The sequence below is a fragment of the Heyndrickxia shackletonii genome, assembly GCF_001420715.1.
In the GTDB taxonomy this organism is placed as follows: Bacteria; Bacillota; Bacilli; order Bacillales; family Bacillaceae_C; genus Margalitia; species Margalitia shackletonii.
Window position 1 is genome coordinate 579,064 of the sequence record NZ_LJJC01000006.1, and the last position, 20,395, is coordinate 599,458.

The 20,395-nt window shown below is 36.2% G+C and carries 20 protein-coding genes; 12 read left to right on the forward strand and 8 right to left on the reverse strand.

Annotated features, from left to right (window positions below; genetic code table 11):
* Positions 1-64 precede the first annotated feature (64 nt).
* On the reverse strand, positions 65-1,693 hold the full coding sequence (gene nagZ / locus AN964_RS21065; RefSeq protein WP_083489492.1) for a beta-N-acetylhexosaminidase: 1,629 nt from the start codon (positions 1,691-1,693) through the stop codon (positions 65-67).
* A gap of 263 nt (positions 1,694-1,956) precedes the next feature.
* Between nagZ and rlmD the strand changes: the two genes are divergently transcribed.
* The 6 genes from rlmD to AN964_RS21095 all read left to right on the forward strand — a co-directional run bounded on the left by rlmD (position 1,957) and on the right by AN964_RS21095 (position 7,932).
* Complete coding sequence (gene rlmD / locus AN964_RS21070) at positions 1,957-3,339, forward strand: 23S rRNA (uracil(1939)-C(5))-methyltransferase RlmD (protein WP_055741765.1); 1,383 nt, start codon at positions 1,957-1,959, stop codon at positions 3,337-3,339.
* Positions 3,340-3,350: 11 nt separating this feature from the next.
* Positions 3,351-4,202, forward strand: coding sequence for an MBL fold metallo-hydrolase (locus AN964_RS21075; RefSeq protein ID WP_055741766.1), 852 nt, complete (start codon positions 3,351-3,353; stop codon positions 4,200-4,202).
* Between the two features lie 291 nt (positions 4,203-4,493).
* Positions 4,494-5,750: an MFS transporter gene (locus AN964_RS21080; protein WP_055741767.1), complete on the forward strand. Its 1,257-nt coding sequence runs from the start codon at positions 4,494-4,496 to the stop codon at positions 5,748-5,750.
* A gap of 116 nt (positions 5,751-5,866) precedes the next feature.
* Complete coding sequence (locus AN964_RS21085) at positions 5,867-6,625, forward strand: MerR family transcriptional regulator (protein WP_055741891.1); 759 nt, start codon at positions 5,867-5,869, stop codon at positions 6,623-6,625.
* A gap of 233 nt (positions 6,626-6,858) precedes the next feature.
* A complete protein-coding gene (locus tag AN964_RS21090) occupies positions 6,859-7,362 on the forward strand; it encodes a universal stress protein (RefSeq protein ID WP_055741768.1) in 504 nt (167 codons plus the stop codon).
* A gap of 237 nt (positions 7,363-7,599) precedes the next feature.
* Positions 7,600-7,932, forward strand: coding sequence for a hypothetical protein (locus tag AN964_RS21095; protein ID WP_055741769.1), 333 nt, complete (start codon positions 7,600-7,602; stop codon positions 7,930-7,932).
* A gap of 52 nt (positions 7,933-7,984) precedes the next feature.
* On the opposite strand, the gene AN964_RS21100 is transcribed toward AN964_RS21095, so the two are convergent.
* The 3 genes from AN964_RS21100 to AN964_RS21110 are packed head-to-tail and all read right to left on the reverse strand — an operon-like array spanning position 7,985 to position 9,230.
* Entirely contained in the window at positions 7,985-8,332 is a 348-nt protein-coding gene (locus AN964_RS21100; RefSeq protein ID WP_055741770.1) for a DMT family transporter, read from the reverse strand.
* Positions 8,333-8,355: 23 nt separating this feature from the next.
* The gene (locus AN964_RS21105) at positions 8,356-8,682 is read right to left on the reverse strand and encodes a DMT family transporter (RefSeq protein ID WP_055741771.1); all 327 of its coding nucleotides are present in this window, start codon (positions 8,680-8,682) and stop codon (positions 8,356-8,358) included.
* Entirely contained in the window at positions 8,682-9,230 is a 549-nt protein-coding gene (locus AN964_RS21110) for a TetR/AcrR family transcriptional regulator (RefSeq protein ID WP_055741772.1), read from the reverse strand. Before AN964_RS21110 ends, AN964_RS21105 begins: the two co-directional genes overlap by 1 nt.
* Before the next feature lie 238 nt (positions 9,231-9,468).
* Between AN964_RS21110 and proP the strand changes: the two genes are divergently transcribed.
* Positions 9,469-10,956 (forward strand): glycine betaine/L-proline transporter ProP, encoded by a 1,488-nt coding sequence (proP, locus tag AN964_RS21115; protein ID WP_055741773.1) that lies wholly within the window; start codon positions 9,469-9,471, stop codon positions 10,954-10,956.
* An 84-nt stretch (positions 10,957-11,040) separates the two neighbouring features.
* Here the strand turns inward: proP and AN964_RS21120 are convergent, their stop codons facing one another.
* Positions 11,041-11,829: a MurR/RpiR family transcriptional regulator gene (locus AN964_RS21120; RefSeq protein ID WP_244885897.1), complete on the reverse strand. Its 789-nt coding sequence runs from the start codon at positions 11,827-11,829 to the stop codon at positions 11,041-11,043.
* Between the two features lie 130 nt (positions 11,830-11,959).
* On the opposite strand from AN964_RS21120, the gene pfkB reads away from it, so the two are divergent.
* The 3 genes from pfkB to lacD are packed head-to-tail and all read left to right on the forward strand — an operon-like array spanning position 11,960 to position 15,757.
* Entirely contained in the window at positions 11,960-12,883 is a 924-nt protein-coding gene (pfkB, locus tag AN964_RS21125; RefSeq protein ID WP_055741774.1) for a 1-phosphofructokinase, read from the forward strand.
* Positions 12,884-14,770 (forward strand): fructose-specific PTS transporter subunit EIIC, encoded by a 1,887-nt coding sequence (locus AN964_RS21130; RefSeq protein ID WP_055741775.1) that lies wholly within the window; start codon positions 12,884-12,886, stop codon positions 14,768-14,770.
* 15 nt (positions 14,771-14,785) lie between these two features.
* A complete protein-coding gene (lacD, locus tag AN964_RS21135; protein ID WP_055741776.1) occupies positions 14,786-15,757 on the forward strand; it encodes a tagatose-bisphosphate aldolase in 972 nt (323 codons plus the stop codon).
* A gap of 748 nt (positions 15,758-16,505) precedes the next feature.
* Here the strand turns inward: lacD and AN964_RS21140 are convergent.
* A complete protein-coding gene (locus AN964_RS21140) occupies positions 16,506-17,363 on the reverse strand; it encodes a Cof-type HAD-IIB family hydrolase (RefSeq protein ID WP_055741777.1) in 858 nt (285 codons plus the stop codon).
* Positions 17,364-17,491: 128 nt separating this feature from the next.
* A complete protein-coding gene (locus AN964_RS21145; protein WP_055741778.1) occupies positions 17,492-17,848 on the reverse strand; it encodes a MerR family transcriptional regulator in 357 nt (118 codons plus the stop codon).
* A gap of 86 nt (positions 17,849-17,934) precedes the next feature.
* Here AN964_RS21145 and AN964_RS21150 point away from each other — a divergent pair, with 86 nt between their 5' ends.
* Positions 17,935-18,255: a hypothetical protein gene (locus tag AN964_RS21150; RefSeq protein WP_055741779.1), complete on the forward strand. Its 321-nt coding sequence runs from the start codon at positions 17,935-17,937 to the stop codon at positions 18,253-18,255.
* 37 nt (positions 18,256-18,292) lie between these two features.
* Here the strand turns inward: AN964_RS21150 and AN964_RS21155 are convergent, their stop codons facing one another.
* Entirely contained in the window at positions 18,293-18,691 is a 399-nt protein-coding gene (locus AN964_RS21155) for an acyl-CoA thioesterase (protein WP_055741780.1), read from the reverse strand.
* Positions 18,692-19,045: 354 nt separating this feature from the next.
* Between AN964_RS21155 and AN964_RS21160 the strand changes: the two genes are divergently transcribed.
* Positions 19,046-20,326, forward strand: coding sequence for a hypothetical protein (locus tag AN964_RS21160; RefSeq protein ID WP_152982441.1), 1,281 nt, complete (start codon positions 19,046-19,048; stop codon positions 20,324-20,326).
* The last annotated feature ends 69 nt before the right edge of the window (positions 20,327-20,395 follow it).

A 20,395-nucleotide genomic window follows, 5' to 3' on the forward strand; every position in this document is an offset into this window, starting at 1 on the left:
ATAGAGACAAATTCCAGATGAATTCGTCTCTATTTTATGGCTGTAAGTCATTCGATGTTTTACGCTATTTAGGCGGACTGTAAACAGAGTAGTGATCTAATACTGCGTTTTGACTGTTAATAGAAAAGACAAATTTCAACGCATAAGCACCATGCGAATAGCTGAGTATTTCTTCGCTATTTTCAGTTGTAACATCTGAGATTGGTGAACCAAAGTAATTTTTTATATCAATAAGGGTTAAATTTTTCAACTTGGGATCAAAGGACCGGATTTCAAATAATAGTCGCTCTTTATTATATGCAACGACTACATGTTTTTTGCTGTAAGTGCTGTACGTCCCTTTAGCTGCTGCTACATAATCGCGTTTTTCCTCTTCTCCCCATTCTTTTCTAACGGTATCTATTGTGCTTCCAAGGTGAAACTCAGCATTTATGATTTCTCTCTTTTTCGCTTTCGAAGCAATATCATGGAGAAGAATATTTTTTGTTGAACCAGTTGTAGAGGAACCAGTTGAAATAGCTTTCTTAATTTGTGCATTCAGCTTCGTTATATTGACAGATGGAACTTTATTATTCGTAAGTTTATATTTTCGCTTAAGGGATAAAATCCTGTAGACACTCTTATTAATGGTGCTTTCGGAAATGGTGTGATTTTTGGCCGCTTTGTATAGACTGTTGTATACAGTACTAACATTTTCTTTTCCGTGTCCAACTAGAATCATATCACTTCCGGCATTTACTGCCTTCACAGCTGCATCTTTTAGATTATAGTGTTTAGCAATCGCTCCCATTGTCATGTCGTCTGTTATAACAACTCCATCGAAACCTAGTTGCTTTCGTAAAAGCCCTGTAATAACCGTTTTAGACATAGAAGCTGGATACTTAGAATCTAATTTTTTCATCAATATATGGGCAACCATTACCATATCTGCATTGTTTTTAAAGGCATTTCGGAACGGTATTAGTTCCAATTTATTTAAACTAGCTAAATCTTTATTCACTACTGGAAGCGCTAAATGAGAGTCAATAGAAGTATCTCCGTGTCCGGGAAAATGCTTGACTACCGGAATGATGTTTCCAGAACGAATTCCCTTCATCATAGCTGCTCCCTGTTTAGAGACAATATTTGAATTGGAACCAAATGAACGATCGCCAATTACGGTGTTTTTAGGATTACTCTGTATGTCTAGCACAGGAGCAAAATCGACGTTGAACCCAAAAGATGTTAACTCATTTGCAATTACGTTTCCGATATTATACGCATATTTTTCATTATTTGTTTCTCCGATTGATCTTGCGCGTGGGGTGTTTATTATTGATGCAGGCATACGGTTAACTCTCCCGCCTTCCTGGTCAGTGGAGATAAAAAGAGGTACCTTATTATTGGAATTAGCTGTTTTCAGCGCATTTGTTAAGTTCACCAATTGGGTCTCGCTTTTTATATTTGTACCAAAAAGGATTAGCCCACCTAATTTGTATTCTTTTATGAGATCGGCAGCATCAGTCGTTACGCTAGTCCCCTCAAATCCGCCAATAATCATCTGTCCAATCTTTTCAGATAAAGACAATCTATTAAGTTCTTCTTGAACGGGATCTGCATTATTTTTTATTGGTTTTTCGTTTTTCATTCCACACCCTGTTATTAGAAAAAGAGTGCTTACTATTACTAAAATTTTCGTTAAATAAGTTTTCATGTTATATTCCCTTTCATTGAATAGTTGATTTAAAGGAATTTGATTTAAAATACTTATATTTTCTAGTTTGGGATTAGGTTATACATTATTCCTGTTGCAATCCATTAGTATATGTAGAATCTAAAGTTTTGCAAACTGTCTATATAATTTATTTTAAGTGAAACGATGAGATAGGTAGAAAAGATACCAAAAACTTCTCAATTTAGCAATGAACTCTTTGTTATGGTACAATCATTTCATCAAAAATTAAAGGAAGACAATCTATGACCAATCAAGTTCCAGTTCAAAAAAACGAATATATAGATGTAAAGTTTGAAGATTTAACCCACGAAGGAAATGGAGTAGCAAAGGTAGACGGATATCCGCTCTTTGTTCCCAATTGCTTACCCGGTGAAAAAGCAAAAATTAAAGTAGTGAAAGTAAATAAAGGCTATGGTTTTGGCCGCCTCATAGATCTATATGAAAAAAGTCCGGATCGTGTAGAACCTGATTGTCCAATCTATAAGGAATGCGGTGGCTGCCAGCTTCAACATTTAAGCTATCCCGGCCAGCTAAAAGCAAAGCATAAACAAGTCAAGGAAGTGCTGACTCGTATCGGAAAACTGGAAAATGTCGTTGTTCATCCTGTCCTGGGAATGGAAGATCCTTGGAAATATCGGAATAAAGCACAAGTTCCAGTCGGTGAACGAGAGGGCGGATTAATCGCAGGATTTTATCAAAAACGAAGCCACGATATTATTGATATGGAAGCCTGCCTCATTCAGCAGGAAAAAAATGATAAAGTCATTCAAAGTGTCAAACGTATTTGTGAAAAGTATGGGGTTCAAGCATACAATGAACAAACTCACAAAGGGACTTTACGTCATATCATGGCACGTTACGGGATCAAAACAGGTGAAATCATGGTTGTACTGATTACTCGTACCCCTAATCTCCCAAATCAAAACCAATTAATACAAGAAATAATCGATTCTAATCCCGATATAAAATCAATTGTTCAAAATATCAATCCAAAGAGAACAAATGTAATTTTTGGAGATGAAACAAAAGTCCTTTGGGGAGACGAATTCATCTACGATTATATTGGTAACATAAAGTTTGCCATCTCAGCCCGCTCTTTTTACCAGGTTAATCCTGAGCAAACAAAGGTCCTTTACGATCAAGCACTAAAATATGCAGGATTAAATGGGGAAGAAACCGTCATTGATGCGTATTGCGGAATCGGTACTATATCCCTTTTCTTAGCTCAAAAAGCCAAGAAAGTATACGGAGTTGAAATCGTACCAGAGGCAATTGAAGATGCAAAGCGAAATGCCAAACTAAACGGAATTGAAAATGTGGAATTTGCAGTTGGGGAAGCTGAAAAAGTCATTCCAAAATGGTACGAGGATGGAGTAATAGCAGACGTTCTTGTGGTCGACCCGCCACGAAAAGGCTGTGACGAAACATTGCTCCAAACCATCATGGAAATGAAGCCGGAAAAGGTCGTTTATGTATCTTGTAATCCTGCTACATTGGCAAGGGATTTAAGGATATTGGAGGATGGAGGATATACAACAGTTGAAGTGCAGCCAGTGGACATGTTTCCGCAGACGATGCACTGTGAGGCAGTTGCGCTTTTAGTTAGAGAAAAACACTCGAGTTAGGAGACAAAGATTTGCAGAAATTAATACGAATTTCAAATCGCCTTGTATATCTACCACCTTACCAGGAAACAGATCGTCCCATTCTACTTGCTGTAAAGGGAGATGAGAAAACACTTCTTATTGATGCAGGAAACTCCTCCACTCATGCCAGGTTGTTTCTTGAACAACTAGAGGAATATCAGATGAGGGGAGACTGGCTTGTCCTCACACATTGGCACTGGGATCATGTATTTGGAATGCGCGAAATGCATATGCCGAAGATTTGCCATGAAGAAACATATAACAAAATTAAAGAATTACAAACTCTATCTTGGGAGGATAGAGATCTTGATAAACGTGTAAAAGAAGGAACAGAAATTCCATTTTGTGCCAATGCGATGAAGAAAGAGCTTGGGAATCAGCGGGATATCGTTCTTCCTCTTCCTGATCTTACATTCCATCATCGAATGACAATCCATTTAGGCGGAGTGACTTGTACCATCGAACATGTAGGCGGAGACCATGCCGATGATTCTAGCATTATCTATATTCCCGAAGAAAAGGTTCTATTTTTAGGGGATTGTTTGTATGCAAATTTATATGCGGATGAATGGAATTATACCATGGAGAAAACCCTTCAGCTTGTTGATAGCATTGAAAAATATGACGACGCGGAGTTTATTTTCTTATCCCATCATAATGCCCCATTAACGAAAGAAGAATTTCAATTACACCTCCAATTTCTCAAAAACACGGCTCTTCTTACAGGAAAGTATAAGGGTGACGGGGAAGCGATTGCTGATGACATGTCTGTACAGTTGCAAAGATGTTTAAACGAGGAAGAGCTCGAAACGATTGGATACTTCGTTAATGGATATAAGTAAGTTTCATGTAAGATTGGTTATTTAAAGTGTATAAATGACAGTATGTTAAACCTGAGAAAAATCCGAAGTTGTACTTTTATCAAAAAAGACGCTCTTTTTTTAGAGCGTCTTTTTTATATAGAACATATGTTCTCTTTATGCGTTCTGTAAATAAAAAAGGTAAATACCTTATTTTTCATATTAATAGTATAAATGAAAAAATATTATAAGTCTATATTTAATTTAAAAAATATTCTATATTTTAGTAACCGGCCGGTACATTGTCATTTTAAAGCGGAAGGAGAGGGTAGGATGGGGTTTGTTAAAGTGCAGCAAAGGAATAGAAAAGTAACATTTTTTCAACTTTTTCAACAGTCGCCACAGTTTACCGCCTTGTTATTTGGACAAATTTTTTCATTGTTAGGGAGTTCCATTACGAATGTAATATTGCCAATTGTGGTCTTACGGGAATCAAAATCTGCGGCCATGATGGGAACGGTCATGGCCATTTATATGGTGCCAATTATTTTGCTCTTGCCAATTTCGGGTGTATTGGTTGATAAAATGAATAAAGTGAAAGTGATGCTTATTGTAGACTTTGTAAGATTCGCTTTAATGCTGACTCTTTCCATTATTACGTTTTTGAATCAATTAAATATGATGTCTTTATTTATCATCATGTTTTTTATGGGAGTCATGGAGAGTTTTTTTCAGCCTTCCTATTCAGGGGTAAGGGCAAAGGTTTTTACAAAAGAAATCCGCAATGCGGCAAATTCCCTGACTCAAGTAATGATGCAAGGATTGAAAATATTTGGTCCCATCCTCGGAGGAATTATCGTTTCTGCATTCTCTGCAGCCTGGGGATTTGGAATAGATGCAGTTACTTACATTATTTCATTCCTTTTTTTATTAACGCTGAGAAGGTTAAGTTTTCAAAGTGATGTGATTCAACCGACTGCTAAAAGTTCATTAAAAAAAGACTTTTTTGAAGGAATTGAAGTGGTAAAGCAACAGACATGGCTGTGGATCTCTATTCTTGTTTTTTCTTTGATTAACATTTTTTGGGGTGGCATTATGAAGGTTTTACTTCCATGGTTGATCAATGTCCATTACAAATTTGAGCCTACTGTGTTTGGGCTGGTGATTTCAGCATCTGGGGCTGGGGCGATTGTCTGTGGGATCATGTTTGGATTGCGCAAAAAGTGGAATAAAAGAGGGGTTCTTACCTATTCCAGTGTCGCGATAAGCGGTCTATCTCTTCTGCTTTTACCTGTTTTTGCAAGTGTTCCTTTTCTCATGCTGCTGATGTTTTTAATTGGAGCCTGCAATATGCTTGGCGGTCTCATTTGGGAAACAAGTCTTCAGGAACTTGTTCCGGAAGAGAAATTTGGTAGAGTCGCAAGTTTGGATATGTTAGGTACCGTTGCATTGTTGCCGGCTGGTTATCTGTTAACAGGCTGGGTAGCGGAAGGCATTGGGGAAATTACAACATTAATTGCCTTTAGTTCCGCCATTGTTTTCATTGCGATATTAGTACTTTTTAATAAAGGAATTAGGACTTTTAATTAAGGAAAAAAATAGACAGGGATCTACTTCTTTCAGTTTCTCGAAAATAACGTAAAAAGTTACAAAATACTATTGACCCTCCTCAAAGAGGAGCCCTTAAAGTTATAAGTGAGGTGGATATAATGTACACGGTAAAAGAATTATCAGATTTGGCAAAAGTGACAATCAAAACACTGCACTATTATCACAAGATAGGACTTTTATTACCATGTGAGGTGAGTGAAGCCGGCTATCGCCTTTATGGGATGAAAGAACTGGAAAGATTGCAGCAAATTCTATTTTATCGTGAACTGGATTTTCCTCTCAAAAAAATAAAGCAAATATTGGACGATGAGCCTGATCGATTATCGATCTTGTTTGAGCAAAGACAATTAATTGCTGCTCGCAAAGAAAGATTAGAAGAGCTCATGCAAACACTTGATCAATCGATTGCACATGCCAGGAAAGGAGAAGCAATGGACCAGCAAGAAATGTTTAAAGGGTTTAACACTGAAAAAGAATGGGAAAATGCTTTATTAGAACAAAGGGAGTATCTTAAGGAAAAATACAACTATGATGTCCTTGAGGGAAATTCAATAGATGTGAATGATATGAATGAATCAGCAATTGAAGCAAAGTATTTTATGGATAACATGGCGAGCGCACTCAGGGAAGGGTTAAGGTTTGATGATAAGAAGGTGCAACAGCTTATTTTGCAGCATCTAGATTTTTTAAATCATCATGGTCATAAAATGGATACCTCCATTTTTGCGGAGCAAGCCCGCTTTTTTCTAGCGGATGACTTTCATCGGACTATGCTCGAGCAACAGCAAAAGGGGTTATCCTATTATCTTTGCATTGCTGCTGAGGCACTTGCAACAGAAAATCGAAACAAATAAAAAAGAAAAGAACATCCATTTTGGATGAATAAAAGAATTGCTAAGCTCGTGATGATCGGGTCCTATTTTTGGGATTCGATCTCTTTTTATTTTTGGGAACTTACCTAATTTCCTGCTCCAGTAATGTATTCCGGTCGAATGATACTTACAAATACTAGTTCGATTCTATTATGTTTTTATACAAGAAATACGGGTATAAAGTTAGAAAGTCAGAAAATGAAAGGGAGATAAAAATGTATAAGCATATCCTTATTGGTTTTGATGATTCTAAGGACAGTATGAAAGCATTAGAAAGAGCTGCACAAATTTATTCCATGGATTCTGACTGTAAGATTACGGTAGCGCATGTCATTCAAGAATATACAAATGAACTAAGTTTTGATCATTATCATTTAAATTATCCGATTGGTCCTAGACCAGACGGAGGTGTTTATCCTGCTCGAATTATGTTCCGGGAGGATGAGCTTTCCCAAAATACAGAGGAGATTATATATGATTCCACTGAGGAAATTATGAATCACGCGAGGTCTTTTTTAAATCATCAGGGTGTTCCAGCGGAATTTAAAACACTAGATGGCAAGCCTAGTACAGATATATGTGATTTTGCCTTAGAGCAGCATGTTGACTTAATTATTGTTGGGAACAGTGGAAAAGGTCTTTTGAAAAAACTTTTGGTAGGCAGTGTAAGTGAAACGATCATGAAAAATGCGGAGATGGATGTTCTCGTCGTAAAATAATTGCCGTGGTTTATTCGAAATATCCCTAATAGTAAGCGAGTAATCTGTCTATTATTAAGGGATATTTTTCTTAATAAAAAATTCTTATGGTAAAATTTATGTACAATATGACTGAACTGAATGAGCCAACGTACCGTTTAGATTGGATTCGATTGAATGGCTGGAAGGTTGCTCAGGAAAAAAAGTAATACATGTATGTAAAATGAATCTGTTATATGATTCGGAGGAAATTAGATTATGACGATTGGTGCATTTATACTTGAGCCACAAAATGATGTTGAAAAGTATTTTTACATTCCAGTTGCAACAGAGTCCTTTTTTAAAGAATTTTGGATACCTGCTATAGAATCACTAGGCTTACAATGGACAGACCTCTTTGTAGTAGGTGTTGAGGTTGAAGAGGAGGATGTCTCTACTATCGTGGAGGAACTTATGCAAATAAAAAGATGGGCGGAAATAAATTTAGTAGACAAGGAAGCAAGAGAAAAAATGTTAGAAAGAATACAGGGAATACAAGAAAAACTCCCACAGGCATTTCAGCGAAAGGATGCAGTTGTTTTCATAGGGTAGGACGATACTATATACAATGTTTATTTAGAAAAGGGAAACAGCAAGGAACCCATTACTTAGAAGTTTCTTTTGCTGTTTCCGTTTTGTTAGAGGTATTCAATAGTATAACGCCACCAATAATTAAGATAATTCCAGATAGCATAAGCGTGTTAAAAAGTTCACCCCATATTAATACCCCAATTAATGCAGTTAGTGCTGTTCCTACTCCTGACCAAATGGCATAAGCCAAACTTAGTGGAATCGTTTTAAGGGAAATACTTATCGAATAAAATGAAAGTGCATACCCGACAATTACTCCTATTGAGGGTAATAATATGGTAAATCCATCAGACATTTTGAGCATGGTGGTGGCAAATACTTCACTGATAATAGAAATAGCCAAAGTAATATAACCATTCATCTGAGATTTCTCCTTTTCATTTATTATGAATGGGCACCGCTGAAATTTAATAAAACAACTCCAGAGATAATGAATAGCAGCCCAAATACTTTTTTTAGATTAAATCTTTCTTTATACACGACTGTACCTACTATTGCCGTTAATGCTGTTCCTACTCCAGCCCAAATAGCATAAGCCGTTCCAAGCGGCAATGATTTTAGACTTAAAGATAAAGTGAAAAATGCAATTCCATATCCTAATACAACTCCTATAGAAGGTAAAAGTTTTTTAAAACCATTTGTTGCTTTCAGCATAGAGCTTCCGAATACTTCACTTAGAATCGCCAGGAGCAAAAGTCCATAAGCATACATCATGAATCCTCCCTTGTCATACGAACTAATTGCTGAATTACTTCATTTTGCCGCTCTTTATCCAAAGGAGCTATATGTAACATTTGTGAGTAATAAAGTCCATCTAATGCCAAGCGAATAATAGTCGCAGTTAAAGGATTGATGCCATCTTGTTCCAGTCTAGCAAGGATGGATTGGTAGCCGTCGGATATATTTTTAGATACTTCAGGGTCTAATAATGAAGCAGCAAAAACGCCGATATTTAATGCAGCATTATGCTCTAAGTCATGTTTTGAGGCTTCGATAAATGCACGAGTCCATTTTCCCTTTTTATTTGAATCGTTCTCAGCATATTTATGGAAGTTCACGCAAACCTCCTCAAAAATATATGCAGCCAACCCCTTTATTAAGGCATCTTTATTGGGAAAATGATATAGCAATCCGCCTTTGCTAATACCAGCTTGTTTTGCAACAGCATCTAATGTTAAAGCGTGAAAGTCGTGATCAAGAATAATTTGTTTGGCAGTGTCTAAAATAAGTTGACGCTTCAATTCTGCTTTGGAATCCACCTGAAACCCTCCAGATAAAATGAACACTTTTTATTTTATTGTACCGTCTGGACGGTTTTTAAATCAATAGATTTAATCAGGGTATAACAGTTCCTGACTTAATCAATATAGGAAAAGGTAAAGAAGTATTAGCTTAAATTAAAAAACATGATGAAGATTTCTTTTCTGAATAGCAATGGTGAAGCCAGCTCAAAATAACATTATGATTTGATTTTCAAAAGGAATTTAGGTGAGACAATTGGTTGATAATGTGGAAAAATGGCCGGGATCTAGAAAAAAGTCAAAAAGAAGATTAAAAAAAGATGATATTACCATTGTAGATACAGATGCAGCAAAAAAGGCAGTAATAGCAACAGCACTTGGAAATACAATGGAGTGGTTTGATTTTGGAATTTACTCTTATTTGGCTGTAACGATAGGAAAGGTGTTCTTTTCAGGTGTGACTGGGCCACTCCAAATAGTTTATTCGTTTGCTACTTTTGCCGTGGCGTTTATCGTTCGTCCTCTAGGCGGAATGTTTTTTGGTATGTTGGGTGATAAATTAGGTCGGAAAAAAATATTAACCATCACATTAGTGTTAATGTCTTTAGCTACATTATGTATAGGATTGATTCCGAGCTATGCAAAGATTGGAAATCTGGCTCCTATCCTCTTGCTTTTAGCCAGATTAGTTCAGGGATTTTCCGCAGGCGGTGAATATTCTGGTGCCATGACGTTTATCGCGGAATCTTCACCCGACAAGAAAAGAGGTTTTTTATCGAGCGGGTTAGAAGTGGGAACATTAGTTGGATATATTGCGGGTTCCGCCGTGGTGACGCTTCTGAGTTTTTTGCTTGGACCGGATAAAATGCTGGATTGGGGATGGCGTATTCCGTTTTTCATTGCGGCACCGATAGGTCTTATTGGTCTATATTTGAGAAATAACTTGGAGGAGACTCCTGTCTTCGAAGCAATGAATGAAGAAAAAAACAAAGAAAATGAAAAAGGGTTAATAAAAAAAGTGTTTGTTTTTCATTGGCCGCAGCTGCTTAAAGGAATGGTATTAGTTTTATTTTTTAATGTTGTGGACTATATGTTGTTATCGTATATGCCATCTTATTTAAATGTAGTCCTCGGTTATGAAGAAACAAAGGGTCTTTTGTTGATTCTAATTGTTATGTTTATTATGATTCCGATTGTTTTACTTATGGGTTATTTTAGTGATCGGATTGGAAATAAGCGCATTATTTTAGGAGGTTTGATAGGGGTAATTCTTCTGTCCATTCCATCGTTTAAGATGATTGAAAGTGGAAGTAATTTGACAGTTTTTTTGGGCCTGATGATTTTGGCTATTCTATTAGCTACCTTTGAAGCAACAATGCCGTCCATGCTGCCTTCTTTGTTTTTTACACAAGTAAGATATGTTGCACTGGCCATTACGTTTAATATTTCCGTTTCTTTATTTGGTGGAACAACCCCATTGGTTTTGGCGTGGCTTATTAAAGTGACAGATAACAAGATGGTTCCAGCATATTATATTATGGCTGCTTGCCTAATTGGTTTAGTCACCATGTTTTTTGTGAAGGAAACTACCGGAAAAGCGCTGCGGGGCTCGGCACCGGCAGTCGAGGAAAAACATGAAATTGCAGAGATTTTAGAGAATCCTCATGAGGCAATTTGGTGGAAAGAAGAAAAGGTAAATATTGAAGAGAAAATGGCTGAGTCGGAAAACGAAAATGAAAAATAGCTTAGTTTGGACGTTAAACTTTCTGAAAAAAAGCAACTAACCATTATGTTGGAAGTTGCTTTTTTGAGTGGAAACATCATTCCTTTAGCTAATCTTTCCCTCTGTCCGAATCGCATAAGCATCTAAAATGATACGGGCCATTACTTGAATAGGTAAACGTGATCGCACCTCATATTCCGGAAAGTAGGAGATCTCCGACTTAAAGCCAACGAGAGAGATTTCACAAAGCTCATATAAAGGACTGTTTTGATTACATGTTAGAAGAAGGGTGCTTACACCATTTTCTTGACAGTTACGGGCAGCCTCTACCAATTCCTCTGTTTTTCCATTTAGTGAAACAAAAATAACAATATCTTTTTTATCGATTTTCTTGCTGATTGTTCTTATAATATTCGGATCATCATGCAGCTCACAGCTTTTACCCAGGAGCTGAAATTTCACCATCATTTCCTTTGCAATCAACTCCGAGAAGCCGCGGGCAAAAAGGATTATTTTCCTAGAATGAATGATCTTTTGAAGAGCATCCTCAATGGTTCCGCTATCCAGTAACTGAATCGTTTTTACAACTTCTTGTTCATTTTTTAATATAGCTTCTTGAATCTTTTTATCGATCTTTTCCACAATGGAAAACTCCGTACTAGAATCAAAATCATCCTTTAAATGTATTTTAAAGGCAGTAAAACCGCTATACCCTAATTTTTGCATCGTACGAACAATCGTAGCGGTTGACACATTTGCCTGTTCGCTTAGTTTTACAATGGAGATTTGTGGAATGGTATCTAAATGCTGCTTAATATAATCGACTAAATATCGTTCGGTTTCACTTAGAGTGTTGTATTGGTTCTTCGCTCTATTTAAAAATGTCTGTGACACAGCTACCATCTCCATAATGAAAAGTTTTACAATGAAAACGTTTAATATTGTAAACATTTACATAACTTATTGTGCCACAATTAGAGTATAAAGTGAATCATTAGGGCAGCAAGGAAAGAAGGGAACAGACATGATTTATACTTGTACGATGAACCCAGCCATTGATTTATTTACAGAGTTTGAACAGTTTTCTCCCTTTGTAGTAAATCGCAGTAAATTCGAAGATTATCAAGCGAATGGGAAGGCAATTAATATTTCTTTTATGTTAAAAAAGTTGAATATTGATAGTACTGCCACTGGATTTTTAGGCGGGTTCACCGGAAAATATATCGAACAGGAACTAATCAAACATTCTATTGATGTAAATTTTATTAAAGTAGATGGAATCACGAGAATAAACACCTTTATTAGGTCAGGGGAATTGGAATATAAAGCAGTCAATAAGGGCCCTGAAATTAGCCTAAAAGCACAGGAAGAGCTGCTTCAATATATAAAAACTTTCACGAGTGAAGACATGCTATTCGTTTCTGGAAGCCTGCCTAAAGGAATAAAGGATGAAATTTTTGTAACGATCGCAAAACTCTCTCAGGAACAGGGTTTTTCCTTAATTCTGGATATCAGTTCCGATAGATTAATAGATTGTTTACCGTACCATCCATATTTAATCAAACCGAATGATGAAGAATTAGCTCATTTATTAGGAGTTCCAAAGCTAGAAACAGAACAGGAGCTTGTGAATGCCGCACAAAAACTCTTAGATAAAGGAGCTATGAGAGTATTGGTTTCTCGCGGTGAAAAAGGTGCTTTGTATGTTGATAAAGAGAATGTTTTATTTACTACGGCACCACGTGGAAAAGTGGTGAATACCGCTTGTGCCGGGGATACAATGCTTGCCGTATTTGTAGGGAAGATGTTACAAACCGGTGATTTAGAGGATGCATTAATTAGCGCCACAGCTGCCGGATCCTCTACCGCTTTTACAGCAGGTTTAAGCAATTTGGAAGATATACCACTGCTAAAAGAGCAAATTCAATTAAAAAAGGAGGTTGTATAAATGAAAACATATAAGATTATCGCCGCTACGGGATGTCCTACAGGAATTGCTCACACTTATATGGCACAAGAGGCATTAGAAGAAGCTGCGAAAAAAAGAGGCATAACGATTAAAGTAGAAACACATGGTCAAGAAGGAATAAAAAATGCGTTAACAGATGCGGAGATAGAGGATGCTGATGGAGTCATTATTGCAGCCGATAAAGATGTCCATGCAGATCGATTTATTGGCAAGCCTGTAATCAATGTTTCTGTAAGTAAAGGAATTAAAGAGCCTGATAAATTAATTGACGAAATTTTATCTGGTAATGTTCCAAAATATAAAGATGGTCAAGCTAGAACTCAGAATCAATCGGGGCAAGGCAGCCAAAAAACATCACTTTGGCATAGCCTCTATGTTTCTCTTATGAACGGTGTATCCCATATGCTTCCTCTTGTAGTAGCCGGAGGTGTTATGGTAGCTATATCTTTTATGTTCGGAATTAATTCTGCAGACCCGAAAAGTCCTGAATATAACCAATTCGCCTATTACTTAAAAACAATCGGCGGGGTTTCCATGAATTTAATGGTACCTATTCTATGTGCGTATATTGCGGAATCTATTGCGAAAAGACCGGGTCTTATTATCGGTTTTATTGTCGGAATGATTGCCTATATGAATGGTACTGGATTTTTGGGCGGTATTGTCGGAGGTTTTCTAACTGGGTATATCATGCTTGGGTTAGCGCATGTCCTCAAAGGATTGCCTAAGCAACTGGATGGTTTAAAAGCCATTTTCCTTTTCCCGGTGTTGGGAATCTTTATTGCCGGCTTTGCCATGTGGTTCCTATCCTCTCCAATGGAAGCAATAAATAAAGGAATGATGTCCTTCTTAAGTGGTTTTCAAAATTCAAGCCCAATCCTATTAGGATTAATTGTTGGCTGTATGAGTGCATTTGATATGGGTGGTCCTGTTAATAAAGCAGCATATGTTACAGGTACAGCTTTGTTAGCGCAAGGAAATTACTTCTTTATGGCTGGTGTTTCAGCAGCATGTATTGCACCACCATTAGCTACTGGTTTTGCAGTCCTATTTGGCGGAAAAGCCTATTCAGCAAGTGACCGCAGTGCAGGATATGTGAATTTCCTTCTTGGTTCTACTCATATTACAGAAGGAGCCATTCCATTTGCGGCAAAGAAACCTATTAAAGTAATCCCAATCCTTATGCTAGGTTCTTCGATTGCAGCTATCTTAACTTATCTTTTTAAAGTGCAAGTTCCTGCACCGCATGGCGGATTTATCGTATTACCAATCGTTACTCATGCGTTCCTATGGGTTCTAGCTATTTTAATTGGTTCTCTCGTAAGTGGACTCTTAATGGCTTGGGATCAAAAAAGAACAGTGGCAAAAGATAAGCAATCTGATCAAGTAACACAAGAAGTAAATGAATCGAAGAGCTTAGATTCTGTACTAGAAATTCGAAATATTCATTGTAATGTTCAAGCAGTATCTCAACATGAAGTGTTTGAAAAATTAGCAGAAATCTCTGTGGCAAATCATATCAGCAGTGATTCAAAAGCAGTTGTAGAAGGATTCATGGCAAGAGAAAAATTAAGCACAACCGGGATGGAGCAAGGTATTGCTATTCCGCATACCGAGCTTGATAGTATTCGGAAAGCGAGCATTGTGATTTTGAAATTAAATGAAGGCGTTGATTGGAATGCTCTTGATGGTCATCCAACGAATATCGTCATTGCCATGTTTATTCCTAAGGGCAAAGGCAATGATCACTTACGCTATTTATCAGAGGTTTCAAAGCTATTAATTCATCAAGAATTTATCGATCAATTACATCAGGCTAACAGTTCTGAAGAAATCTATCAAATGTTTACAGAAAAATTGCAATAAAAGGAGAGCTAGAAAATGAGAATAGTTAGCGAGAATAAAAGAAAAGCTTTGCAAAATTTAATGAACGATCAAGGAATCATCAGTGCTCTTGCTATTGATCAACGAGGTGCGTTAAAGAAAATGATGGGGGAAAAAGGAACACAAGCAGCAATGGAAGAATTTAAAGAGCTTGTATCGGAAATTTTAACACCCTATGCATCTTCCATTCTATTAGATCCGGAATATGGTTTACCTGCAGCGAAAAAGCGGGATGCGAATGCAGGATTGCTCATCGCATATGAAAAAACTGGCTACGATGCAACAAAACCGGGAAGATTCCCTGATCTTTTACCAATTTGGTCTGCTCGAAGAATCAAAGAAGAGGGAGCAGACGCTGTGAAATTCTTACTTTACTACGATATCGACGAACCAGCGGAAATTAATGACCAAAAGCATGCATTTGTTGAAAGGATTGGTTCTGAATGTGCAGCGGAAGACATCCCATTCTTTTTGGAATTAGTGTCCTATGACAGTAAAATCGAGGATGTAAAAATCAAAGAGTATGCAAAAGTGAAACCTCATAAAGTAAATGATATGATGGTAGAATTCTCTAAACCAAAATATAATGTAGATGTATTAAAGGTAGAAGTGCCTGTCAATATGGACTATGTGGAAGGTTACGGAACAGAAGCAGTATACACAAAGGAAGAAGCACAGCAATATTTCAAAAAGCAAAGTGAATCAACGGATTTACCATTTATCTTCCTAAGTGCCGGAGTAAGTGCGGAAATGTTCCAAGAAACATTACGTTTTGCTAATGAAGCAGGTTCCGATTTTAATGGAGTTCTATGTGGCAGAGCTACCTGGAAGGATGGAGTGCAGGTTTACGCCAATGAGGGTGTAGAAAAAGCTAGAGAATGGTTGCAAACACAAGGGAAAGCAAATATTGATGCATTAAATAAAGTTATTCAAGCAAGCGCATCTTCCTGTTTTGAAAAAATAAAATAAAGATGAATAAGGCAACGGTAAAATCATAACGGGTTCTCTTGAAGGGAACAAAATAAGTAAATCGTACACTTACTCGTATTGTTTGAGTAGGTGTTTTTTTGTTAATGCTAAGCCATTTATTATTAAAATCGTACCCGATTTAGCATTGAATTACACCTTGTACATTAACTGTTGTACAATGCTATTTTTCTGCGATTTTGATTACTGATTTTATGTTCATTTTTTATATCAGAGTCTCTATTATTTTTCATTGTTGATTTTCGTTAAGGTATGAGAATTGATAGGCGGAGATTTTCCGGCTATTGTATATAAGGGAGGCTAAAGAAGTAGATATAAGCGGAAATATTCCGATTAACTGCTCTAAATAGGACAAAATCTAAGGATTTCGATAAGATAAACGGAAAACCTCCTCTTATTTTTAAGGAAATAGGAGTATTTCCAAATTTAAACGGAATTTTTCCGTTTATTTTTCAAACAAGGTAAAATCTATATTTTAGTTATAACAGAACCATATTAAAAGATATTTCTACCAGATATTCAACCTATTTAGGGTTGAACTATTCAGCTTTTCCGAATAGTTGGTGTTTAATAATCACACGGTAAACAGTTGATAAATAAAGAAAAAAACTGCGATTTTTATAAAAACTGCAGTTTTTTTCTTTGCAAATTTATTGTGATTTCAAATGTTATTTTAGTTTTTTGTCCTCCAGAAAAAAAACCTTAGTAAAATCTCCGTTACTTTTCCTACTTAAGTTTCCATTACATAATTCCGCAAAGCGTAGGCTACTCCGTCTTCATTAAATTTCTTAGTAGTATAGGTGCTAATCTTTTTCGCCTCTTCAACGGCATTTCCCATGGCAATGCTCATTCCTGCAACCTTGAACATAGAAATATCGTTTAAATTGTCACCTATTGCCACTGTATCTTTTAGAGGGATGTTTAAAAAGTTTGCCATATAGGTTAATGCATTTCCTTTGCTTACCTCTGCGTGAGCAATTTCTAACTTAGTGCTACCAGAAGAAGTAAGGGATATATCTTGGCGGTTTCTTAAATTATTTTCAAGTTGTACTAGTTTTTCTCGATTAAAAGACAACACAAAAATTTTATATACTTCTAATTCGGGAATATTGATATCCTTGTAATCATTTATGTAGTGTAAACCGAATTGCTGAAATTGAATATCTCTTTCTTTGTTTGCCCACTCGAAAGGAAAATTCGCATCTTTTTCGAGTAGTGAGCGAATTTCTTCATCCAACTGTTCTTTTCCTTTTGTTAAAAGATGAATTCCTTGGTTTGTATATAACTCAAAGTAAAAGCCTTCTGATTCTAAAAAAGGAATAAGCTCTAATATAACATTATCAGGTATAATCAGTTTTCGGATAATCTCATTTCCATGATAAGCAATCGCGCCATTTCCGGTAATAACAGGGCAATCAATACCAGCATTTTCAAGAATCGCTTGCGTATCATGAAGAGACCTTCCTGAACAAATGGTTATGATGTCCCCCTGTTTTTGAACATCACGAATGGCCTCGGCATTTGTAGAGCTAATAGTCCCGTCCTCTGATAACAAAGTTCCGTCCAAATCAATAGCGATTAATTTCATTTTAAATCCTCCTAACTTGAAGCAAACAGTATCTGCAATGATTGATATATTTTGTTAGTGTTTATAAATTTCAGCATTGGTATGAATTTTTATTAAACAAATTCAATTTGCACATTATACTTTAATATTTATAATAATTCCTTTATTTCATCCAACTGTTTTTCTAGCTGAATTCTTCTGTTTTTAATTTCTTCTTCTTCCTGACGAAGTACTTCTAAATGGTTCGTTAACTGTATGACAACTTCGTTAATAAACTGGGAATCTCCACATCCAAATGAATGTTTCAACTTGAATAACAATTGAATTTCTTTAAGACTCAACCCCAAGCTTTTAAACTCCTTAATAACCTGATAATCTTGAATTTCTTTTTCTCCATAATCTTTCATGCTGCCTTTCCATTTTGGGGTCAGTAACTGCAAATCTTCATAATGTCTCACAGTATCTTTTGTTGTATTTAAATAAGCAATAAATTCTCCAATTCTCATTTTTATCACATCCTAAAAAGGTTGTTGACATGGGGTTAACCCCGCATATTTTAATGAAAATGTAAAAAGATAGGGGGTATGTGAGTATGATTTTGTTATGGATAGCAAAGGTGTTAACTTTTGGATATGGTGCATTATCCACATTAGCCGGCTCCTTGCAATGTCGAAAAAGAAATATTCCAACATGGTCGGCGATTGGAATGACAATCGTAGGTATAATCGTTATGGTTAGTTCAATATTTGTAAATATTATTCCAAATTCAATTATTATACTAATCTTTTGTTTTGTCCTGCTGCATATATTATCTATCGCAAATGGAAATCATCTTTACGGAAAAATAAATATAAAACATCATATAATCAGATTACTGTTTTCACTTGTTATTGTCCTATTATATATCGTTTAAAAGTTTGACACCCTTATAGAAAGGGTGCCAAATTCTTTTATGGCTTTACAAATAATGACCGTAATTCATCCGGAACTTCCCTGCTTTTTCGTGTTGCTGCATCCATAGCTACGCTTGTTACAAGTGCATCGGCACACTTTTCACCATGTTGATTGTAAATTTCCTGACGTAATACATAACTGCTTCCGCCGATCTTTTCAGGCTTCGTATGAATCGAAAGCCTATCATTTTGTCTGCATTCTTTCCGGTAATTGATGTTAATGTTCACCGTTACCGTTTGGATTCCCATTTCAAGAAACCGATCATACGGAAGACCGGCATTCTCATACCAATTTTCACGGCCCCATTCAAGATATTCTAAATACTTAGCATTGTTCACATGTCCGTTCACATCGATTTCAGTAGAGCGGACGATGATTTCCAGTACATCTTCCATTGTCGTGTTCACCTATTCTTGTCTTTTATTCCTATCATAGCATAATTTGATTGACCAGTGCTTCTCTTAAAGCGTTAGTAATCTGGTTATTAAGTGCCGAGAATTATAGCACATGTAATAAATTTCTTTTGCGATCGCAATTACATTGTTTATTTTCTCTATATAAAGAATTTCCTAAAATTAAGCGCGTAAGTCAGATATACTACAATGTACTCTTGATGGCAGAATATTTAAAAATTATATTCAAAAGAAAAGTAGATAATAAATACGGATCAATCTTTTCTTTCTAGCATTCTCCTATGTATTGATAGGATTTTCCCTCTATTTAATCTAAGAAAAAAGAAGGTATGTAAATTGAATATAACTTTGTTACATAATATTTTGCACCATATGCAGGAGCAAAACAGGAATATGACTCAACTAGCAAAAGAATCGAATATCCATATAAGTGAATTAAGTCGTATTTTCCATCATAAACAGTCACTTTCCTTGCACAATTTGGACAAAATCACTCTTGCATTAAGACTTAATGAAGGTGCTTTATATCCTTATTATGTTGAGGAATGCTTTAATGAAAGCAGAAATTTGGATAAACGAAAAAGTGAGCAATTCTTATATAAATGTGCTGTTATGGGGTATAGAGAACAACTTCACTTTATTTTGGATGCAGTATTGGAGGAGAGATCAAAAACGATCCGAAACAAAAACTTCGTTCGCATTTTTTCTGTGGCAGAGCAGCTTTTTGTAGAAGGAATGGAAGAACAGGCATTGTCACTGTATGAATTTATCATAGAGAACATGCCTGATCACTTTTCGCAAGAAGTAGCAATTTGTTATTTTAGAAGGTTTTATATAGTTCGTTTAACCGAAGAAGGACAATACGCCCTAGGGCATTTGTTAGAGCATATAGCTTATATGCCAGAGGAATTTCAGATATTATCCTATGTTTGGATTACTGCTACGTTTTATCTGCAGCAGGAATGGAAAAAGACTTTCTACTATGCTCGTAAATTAGAAAAAATGGCTAAAGAAGGAGAACATTATGGAAGAGCCCTTGTGTATCAGAGCCTTGCATTGCCACGCCTTGGAGGAACATTAGAAGAAGTATTAAATCTAATAAAACGATATGAGAAAGTTAGTGAATATTATGCAGATGCCGCTATAGGAAATCGATTTTGTGCTTTTTTAGATTTTGGTCATTTCGACTATGCTGATAAGTATTTAAGCTGGTTAGAAGGCAGGGATGATATGTTTGCCGGTTTACCGCGAGTGTTGGAGGCATATGTCCATCTGCATAGATTAGAGGATGTTGAGCAATTGTTGGATAGATTTCAAGAGATTATCAAAGACTGGGCCGCAAATAATCATCCCCATCAGAAGCAAATGTACCTACGTTTTCGTTATGCCTATGCCATGTACTATTTTGCCTGCAAAAGGTATTCGGAAGGGTTGGACGAGGTGTTGGATGTAGCTTATGCCGCAAAGGAAATCGGTATTACAGAAAGATTTAAACAATGTCTTCTTATCTATTGGGAATACAGATTTTTTGCGACAGTTGAACATGCGGAAAGATATAAAAAATTATTAAGTATAGATGAGTTTAATGAAATACTTCCAAATAAACTTACAAAGTGACACGGTGTATTTTGCTGCGCTTATAAATAGGTTCTATTAAAGAAGGCAAGAATTATATGTGTCATAGAT

What these genes read in the sequence shown, in the direction of transcription:
- nagZ (WP_083489492.1), bottom strand. Translation starts at nt 1,693, where the DNA reads ATGAAAACTTATTTAACGAAAATTTTAGTAATAGTAAGCACTCTTTTT.
- rlmD (WP_055741765.1), top strand. Translation starts at nt 1,957, where the DNA reads ATGACCAATCAAGTTCCAGTTCAAAAAAACGAATATATAGATGTAAAG.
- AN964_RS21080 (WP_055741767.1), top strand. Translation starts at nt 4,494, where the DNA reads ATGGGGTTTGTTAAAGTGCAGCAAAGGAATAGAAAAGTAACATTTTTT.
- AN964_RS21090 (WP_055741768.1), top strand. Translation starts at nt 6,859, where the DNA reads ATGTATAAGCATATCCTTATTGGTTTTGATGATTCTAAGGACAGTATG.
- AN964_RS21095 (WP_055741769.1), top strand. Translation starts at nt 7,600, where the DNA reads ATGACGATTGGTGCATTTATACTTGAGCCACAAAATGATGTTGAAAAG.
- AN964_RS21100 (WP_055741770.1), bottom strand. Translation starts at nt 8,332, where the DNA reads ATGAATGGTTATATTACTTTGGCTATTTCTATTATCAGTGAAGTATTT.
- AN964_RS21105 (WP_055741771.1), bottom strand. Translation starts at nt 8,682, where the DNA reads ATGTATGCTTATGGACTTTTGCTCCTGGCGATTCTAAGTGAAGTATTC.
- pfkB (WP_055741774.1), top strand. Translation starts at nt 11,960, where the DNA reads ATGATTTATACTTGTACGATGAACCCAGCCATTGATTTATTTACAGAG.
- AN964_RS21130 (WP_055741775.1), top strand. Translation starts at nt 12,884, where the DNA reads ATGAAAACATATAAGATTATCGCCGCTACGGGATGTCCTACAGGAATT.
- lacD (WP_055741776.1), top strand. Translation starts at nt 14,786, where the DNA reads ATGAGAATAGTTAGCGAGAATAAAAGAAAAGCTTTGCAAAATTTAATG.
- AN964_RS21140 (WP_055741777.1), bottom strand. Translation starts at nt 17,363, where the DNA reads ATGAAATTAATCGCTATTGATTTGGACGGAACTTTGTTATCAGAGGAC.
- AN964_RS21145 (WP_055741778.1), bottom strand. Translation starts at nt 17,848, where the DNA reads ATGAGAATTGGAGAATTTATTGCTTATTTAAATACAACAAAAGATACT.
- AN964_RS21150 (WP_055741779.1), top strand. Translation starts at nt 17,935, where the DNA reads ATGATTTTGTTATGGATAGCAAAGGTGTTAACTTTTGGATATGGTGCA.
- AN964_RS21155 (WP_055741780.1), bottom strand. Translation starts at nt 18,691, where the DNA reads ATGGAAGATGTACTGGAAATCATCGTCCGCTCTACTGAAATCGATGTG.